Here is a 5,513-nt window from a genome sequence, read left to right as displayed (position 1 = left end):
CGCCCCCCCCCCAGCGGCGCCGGCCTTCCCCGTGTCTGACGTTGCCAATCAGTAGTCTTCGGTAGTCTTCTTCATTTGCCCGGGGGGCGGCGGTATTGGCGTCCGTGTCCTGCTGACCGGGGGCGGCTTCCCCTACTTTAGGCGCGGCGCCCCGTGCCTGGCCGGCAACCGATTGAGAATGCAGCGCTTTTGAATTTTGCTCCCCCCGTTCGCTCTATTTTAGACCCCCGAGACTGACGTTAAAAAAGCAGTAGCGTCGAAGCATGCCGAGCCATCAGAACGCCCTAAACACTTGATTTCATAAAGGAATGCCCGGTTAACTGGTGGATGCCTGCGCGCGGGGAGCCTTCTCCAGCCTAGGCAATATCAGGTGAGGCAAAACACTCACGTATTGCCGGCGGGGCTGGTGGGATCGATTTTCGTCATGCGTTCCCTCGCCTCGCTCACGCGCCTTTGCTCGGACCGTATGCGGTCGCACAACGCGAGATTGACGGCGACGCAGCCATGGTCCGCCAACTTCGCATGCTCAAGCGAGCGCTCGGCTCGTTTTACGCGCAGCCTGGCACTGGCCAATTCGAAGCTAAAAATATCAATCATCATCATACCGCTTCGTTTGCGGTCCCTTCGATTGTTAACCGGCTTCGATCCCATTTGTTCCGACCGCACGCGGCGCAACGCCGGGACGGAGCGATCTGACTGTGCCGGGGAAGTCCCCACCTCGCAACCAAGCCGCGGGGCCGTCCCCGCTAGAGCGAAGCGCGCTGTCTCGGAGATTACCAATCTGTTGACTAAGATCCCACCCGCTCCAGAATCCTATCCATGCCGCGGGAGATCAATATCGGCGACAAGGTGGCGATCATGGCCACGGTGGGCAAGCGTATCGAGGATCGCGTGACCCTGCATATCTGGACGGCAAATCAGTCCTATTCAACCATCGAACCGAAGGCCAAGCCAGGCGACAAGATCAGGCTTGAAGGCGAGGTCGTACACGTTGACGAGGAGTTGCGCCGCGTAACGGTGCAGGTGCTCGGGCGGATCACGGTCGATGCCAGTTCGGTCGAACTGGTGAAAAAAATCCGCCGACCGAAAGGCACAACGCCGCTGCCGGCCGACTAGGCAGCTTCGAGACTCTCGCCCGCAATAGCGGCATTCTCTCTTCGGGGGGATAAGGCGTGGGCAAAGGTCACCGTTATCAAGGCGCCAATCAGGCTGACCGCTGGCGAAGGCGCGCTGGCAGAAGAATGCCGGCACGGCGGCTGCCGCGACCGCTCTTGGCGCTGATGTTCCGTAGGTACGCTTGCCGCCACAATCACCCAATTCGTAATGCAGGCACCGCAAGCCTTCAGGGCACGGTAACGAATTGGACCGAGCCGCTGCCTGCTTCGATGGAAGGCCGCGCCTCCGTGATCGATGGTGACACGGTAGAGATTGCCGGCCAAAGGATTCGGTTCAGCGGCATCGACGCGCCTGAGAGCCGGCAATATTGCGATGACGCCAAAGGCTTCGATACCCCTGCGGGCGCCGCGCTGCCGCCGCGTTGGATACCTTCCTGTCCGCATCTAGGCCCCTACACTGTAACTTTGTCGACCGGGATCGCCACGGTCGGCTCGTCGGCGATTGTGCGCGTGCCGACGGTCGCGACGTCCAGCAGTGGCTTGTAGAGCAAGGTCTGGCACTCGACTGGCCGAAACATAGCAGCGGCGCCTATGCACCCGCGATGCGTTCGCGGCGCTGATCGCGGTCAAGTCATGACTCAGGCAACCTCGATCTCGCGGGCAGGACCTTCGCCACCGTTGACCGAATCCGGCGTTAACATTGCCGCTAATTGCCCGCCGTTGTCAGCGCGCGACGCTGCCGCTGCCTCCGACGCTGCCGCTGCCGCTGCCGTCAATGCTGCCGCTGCCGCTGCCGTCAATGCTGCCGCTGCCGTCAATGCTGCCGGTGGCGCTGCCGTCAATGCTGCCGCTGCCGTCAATGCTGCCGCTGCCACCGATGCTGCCGGTGGCGCTGCCGTCAATGCTGCCGCTGCCGTCAATGCTGCCGCTGCCGCCGACGCTGCCGGTGCCGTGGTCGCCGACGCTGCCGCTGCCGGCGATGGTGTCCCTACTAGCTGTGCCTGTCGGATGGCCCTCGCCAGTGGTGAGCGGCGGGCACAAGCGACATTGCTGCCCCGCCAAGATCTGGCGCTCAATCGCCTGCGCAAATGCTGGAACGGTCGCCGCTGAGCCGAAAAATGCACCTGAAATCAGCACCATACCGGTGCCGGCGAGGAGATGATGGATGGTTTTCATTGTGTTGCTCCCTAAGACTTTCACCTTGGGTTAACAATTGAAACTCAGAGCTTGTTAAATCGGTTCCCTGCTATGTCGTTCTTAGGCGGGCCGTGCCGGAAACTGGCCGTTGGCAAGCGCCTGGGGTTGATTTTGAAACGCAGGCGAGCCGCTGGACGCGATCTCGCCCTTGGCTGGTCTTATGGACCGGGATGCGGCTCCCGCGCGTCCTGACGCGGCCGTAGGACTCGCCAATCGCCAATCCTGCGCCAGTCTGGTCAGCCGCGCATCGTCTTCGATCCACTCGGCATGCATCGGGTAGCACAACACCGCCCATGTTGGCGCGCCGTACCTCCGCTCAAGCTCATCGTCGCTCACGCTAAGATTGCCCCAGTACCTCGCACGCCATACTCGATCCGCCTCGGGCTCGGGCTCCGGATCGACCTGCACCCGCTTCGGTTTCGCGCCCTTGAGCTCCAGCAGCATTGCATCGAGACTGGTTTTCGTCCGCGTAACTGGGATCGCGTTAGCGACAGACGGCGCTGCGGTCGCGTCGAGATCGTTGAAGCGGCAGCCAAGGCCGCCGCAGCGGCAGCGGCGGTTGAAGTAGCCGCGAGGCCAAGCAGAAGGCGGCGGCGGTTGATATCGGGCATACCTTCGGCGGCTGCCCGAACAGTGGTGTTCTCGGGCTCGCCCAATACGCAGCGGGTCAATACGCCGATGCCGTCGAAACACTCAGGCATGAGGCGACGCATCGGCTCGGTTCGCAACGCATCTTGGCTGCAAGTCTGGCGCGGCTGGGGCAGTTGGCAGAGGCCAAGGAAGAAGCAAGGGAATTCCTCGCCTCGAACCCGGATTTTTCGATACAGCACTTCGCCTGGTCTTCCGCCGTCCGGCAAAGCTGTCAGGAACTGCCCTCGCAATCGATGCAGTTCGGCGTCCGGCCAGCGCTGCCCCGCCGCTCGACCGCCGCTATAGCCTCATCCAGTTCCCCGAGCGCCCGTCGCACGTCACCGGAGAGTGCGCAGGCGTCGGCAAGCAGGCTGAGAAAGAATGGTCGCATCCATTCTGCGCCGCTGCCCGTCCACTCCGCGAGACCGCGCCGTCCGCTTCGACCGAGCATGACACCGAGGCGCTAGGTTCATGAGGTTGACGTTATTTTTTTCCGTCACCCTGCCCCCCATCGACATCGCACGGCATGCCGTGCGATCCTCCGGTACAATCACCCACGGGGATCTCGACGGCGGCCTGCCGGGCTCCATCGGGGCTCCGGGCTTGGCGGCTGGCGCTCCGGCTCGCAAATAAGAAGAACGCGAAACGTCGACGATGCAGCTTCCGCAGGACGCGACGGAAGCGGTCACCGTCCATGACTTCGGGACCCTCCCCCGCCGGGCGGCTTTTCGGGCCCTCCGGTCGACACAACGCGCTTCCTGTTCGCTGCGGCCAGAATCGCCATCCCCGCGCCCAGAAAGAGTGTTTTCAGTATCTTCATGCGACGCGGGAATGCGACGTAGACTCAGCCACCGGAGCACGGCAAGCTTCGGCTGCTCACATCGAGCAGGGACAGTTCAATGTCGGCGACACGACGCAAACTGACGACCATCTTTTCGGCGGATGTTCAGGGCTATACGCGCCTGATGGAAGCCGACGAAGAAGGAACGCTGGCGACTCTGAAACAGTACAGGGACGCAATGGCGCGCCTAATCGAGGCCCGCGGCGGGCGTGTCGTCAACACCTGGGGCGACGGGTTGATCGCCGAATTCCCGAGCGTGGTCGAGTCCGTCCGGACGGCCATCGACGTTCAGAACGAGTTGGCCGGGCACAATGCCGTTCGCCCGGCCGAAACGCAGATGCGCTTTCGGATTGGAATCAACCTTGGCGATGTCATGGTCGAGGGAGATGACATTTATGGAGACGGCGTCAACATTGCCGCCCGCGTTCAGACCGCCGCCCCGGCAGGCGGGATCGTGATCTCAAATACGGTGTACGATCAGGTCCGCAACAAAATGGCGGTCGGGTTCGAGTTCCTGGGCGACCTCGCCGTCAAGAACATCGAAGAAGGTGTGCCGAGCTACGTTGTCCGGATCGGCGGTGAGAAGAGCGGGGCCGAAGCGGTGGCGCGCCGTGCCGAACCGGCCGCTGACGGGCGGTCGCGCGACGCCGCCCGGTCTGGCGCTTTCCTCGGGCGCAGGATCAGCCGGAAATTCCTTTTGCCTGCCTTGACCGCGTTGGGGTTGGTGGCCATCAATGTGCTTTCGTGGAATGGGATTTTCTGGGCTGGGTGGCCGATGCTCGCCGTAGCGGTTCTGGCGGGCCTCCGCTGGGCAAGCATGACGAGGCTCATCAATCGGGGCGTCGCCATGCTGAGTGTCGTCGCGTTGGGGGTCGTCGGTGTAAACCTGCTGACCTGGAACGGGATTTTCTGGGCGAAATGGCCGCTACTCGGCATCGCGCTTGCGGGAGGCATCGGCTGGATCATCCGGAAACGGGCGTCATGAGCAGGCTACATGCCTGATCGTCTCTCCCTACGAGAGGATTATATTCCTGAATGCTGATCCCTTGCCACTGGTCGCTAACTCTCATCCCAAAAATCCTGCAGCGATGCGTGCCGAAGGTCTTTCTCGCCCCGGAGGTGCTTCACACGGGCTTTGATTCCCGGCTTGACCCACTGCGTTGCCGGCCGTTTTGGCATGTCCTTGGGCGGAGGCCCGGCATGTTCCTGGACCTTTTTCCAAAGTCGTTCCCGCATCTCGCGGTTGACGCTCACGAACGCACTCCCGAGGCTGGCTCCGCATCGACAGGCTGCCCGCGATGCGTTCGCGGCGCTGATCGCGGTCAGGTCATGACTCAGGCAATCTCGATCTCGTCGGCAGGACCTTCGCCACCGTTGCCGAATCCGGCGTTAACATTGCCGCTATTGCCCGCCGTTGTCAGCGCGCGACGCTGCCTCCGACGCTGACGCTGCCGCTGCCGTCAATGCTGCCGCTGCCGCCGATGCTGCCGGTGCCGCTGCCGTCAATGCTGCCGCTGCCGTCAATGCTGCCGCTGCCGCCGATGCTGCCGGTGCCGCTGCCGTCAATGCTGCCGCTGCCGCCGATGCTGCCGGTGCCGCTGCCGTCAATGCTGCCGCTGCCGTCAATGCTGCCGCTGCCGCCGATGCTGCCGGTGCCGCTGCCGTCAATGCTGCCGCTGCCGCCGATGCTGCCGGTGCCGCTGCCGTCAATGCTGCCGCTGCCGTCAATG

At 63.1% G+C, this 5,513-nt stretch carries 8 protein-coding genes; 2 read left to right on the top strand and 6 right to left on the bottom strand.

What is annotated here, in order from left to right:
• Positions 1–384: 384 nt before the first annotated feature.
• Positions 385–603, bottom strand: a complete 219-nt coding sequence (locus tag AC0L3D_RS36025; RefSeq protein WP_473647454.1) for a hypothetical protein — start codon at positions 601–603, stop codon at positions 385–387.
• A gap of 216 nt (positions 604–819) precedes the next feature.
• On the opposite strand from AC0L3D_RS36025, the gene AC0L3D_RS36020 reads away from it, so the two are divergent.
• On the top strand, positions 820–1,116 hold the full coding sequence (locus AC0L3D_RS36020; protein WP_128248512.1) for a hypothetical protein: 297 nt from the start codon (positions 820–822) through the stop codon (positions 1,114–1,116).
• 451 nt (positions 1,117–1,567) lie between these two features.
• On the opposite strand, the gene AC0L3D_RS36015 is transcribed toward AC0L3D_RS36020, so the two are convergent.
• From AC0L3D_RS36015 to AC0L3D_RS36000, 4 genes are all read right to left on the bottom strand, one after another.
• Positions 1,568–1,693: a hypothetical protein gene (locus tag AC0L3D_RS36015; protein ID WP_288142346.1), complete on the bottom strand. Its 126-nt coding sequence runs from the start codon at positions 1,691–1,693 to the stop codon at positions 1,568–1,570.
• Between the two features lie 145 nt (positions 1,694–1,838).
• Positions 1,839–2,291 carry a hypothetical protein gene (locus tag AC0L3D_RS36010; protein WP_473647453.1) on the bottom strand — a complete coding sequence of 151 codons (453 nt, stop codon included), beginning with the start codon at positions 2,289–2,291 and terminating at the stop codon, positions 1,839–1,841.
• 81 nt (positions 2,292–2,372) lie between these two features.
• On the bottom strand, positions 2,373–2,756 hold the full coding sequence (locus AC0L3D_RS36005) for a hypothetical protein (RefSeq protein ID WP_287240880.1): 384 nt from the start codon (positions 2,754–2,756) through the stop codon (positions 2,373–2,375).
• Positions 2,757–3,174: 418 nt separating this feature from the next.
• Positions 3,175–3,333 carry a hypothetical protein gene (locus tag AC0L3D_RS36000; protein ID WP_287364366.1) on the bottom strand — a complete coding sequence of 53 codons (159 nt, stop codon included), beginning with the start codon at positions 3,331–3,333 and terminating at the stop codon, positions 3,175–3,177.
• A 508-nt stretch (positions 3,334–3,841) separates the two neighbouring features.
• On the opposite strand from AC0L3D_RS36000, the gene AC0L3D_RS35995 reads away from it, so the two are divergent.
• On the top strand, positions 3,842–4,768 hold the full coding sequence (locus AC0L3D_RS35995) for an adenylate/guanylate cyclase domain-containing protein (RefSeq protein WP_473630529.1): 927 nt from the start codon (positions 3,842–3,844) through the stop codon (positions 4,766–4,768).
• Between the two features lie 432 nt (positions 4,769–5,200).
• On the opposite strand, the gene AC0L3D_RS35990 is transcribed toward AC0L3D_RS35995, so the two are convergent.
• Positions 5,201–5,513: hypothetical protein (locus AC0L3D_RS35990; RefSeq protein WP_473647452.1), on the bottom strand; the 313-nt coding region annotated here is incomplete at its 5' end.

It is taken from the genome of Mesorhizobium sp. WSM4837 (assembly GCF_055811435.1).
The sequence above is the reverse complement of the archived record's forward strand: the minus strand, read 5'-3'. Positions and strand labels throughout refer to the sequence as shown.

Coding starts and splice junctions, on each gene's coding strand:
- AC0L3D_RS36025 (WP_473647454.1), bottom strand. CDS start 603: ATGATGATGATTGATATTTTTAGCTTCGAATTGGCCAGTGCCAGGCTG.
- AC0L3D_RS36020 (WP_128248512.1), top strand. CDS start 820: ATGCCGCGGGAGATCAATATCGGCGACAAGGTGGCGATCATGGCCACG.
- AC0L3D_RS36015 (WP_288142346.1), bottom strand. CDS start 1,693: ATGTTTCGGCCAGTCGAGTGCCAGACCTTGCTCTACAAGCCACTGCTG.
- AC0L3D_RS36010 (WP_473647453.1), bottom strand. CDS start 2,291: ATGAAAACCATCCATCATCTCCTCGCCGGCACCGGTATGGTGCTGATT.
- AC0L3D_RS36005 (WP_287240880.1), bottom strand. CDS start 2,756: ATGCTGCTGGAGCTCAAGGGCGCGAAACCGAAGCGGGTGCAGGTCGAT.
- AC0L3D_RS36000 (WP_287364366.1), bottom strand. CDS start 3,333: ATGCGACCATTCTTTCTCAGCCTGCTTGCCGACGCCTGCGCACTCTCC.
- AC0L3D_RS35995 (WP_473630529.1), top strand. CDS start 3,842: ATGTCGGCGACACGACGCAAACTGACGACCATCTTTTCGGCGGATGTT.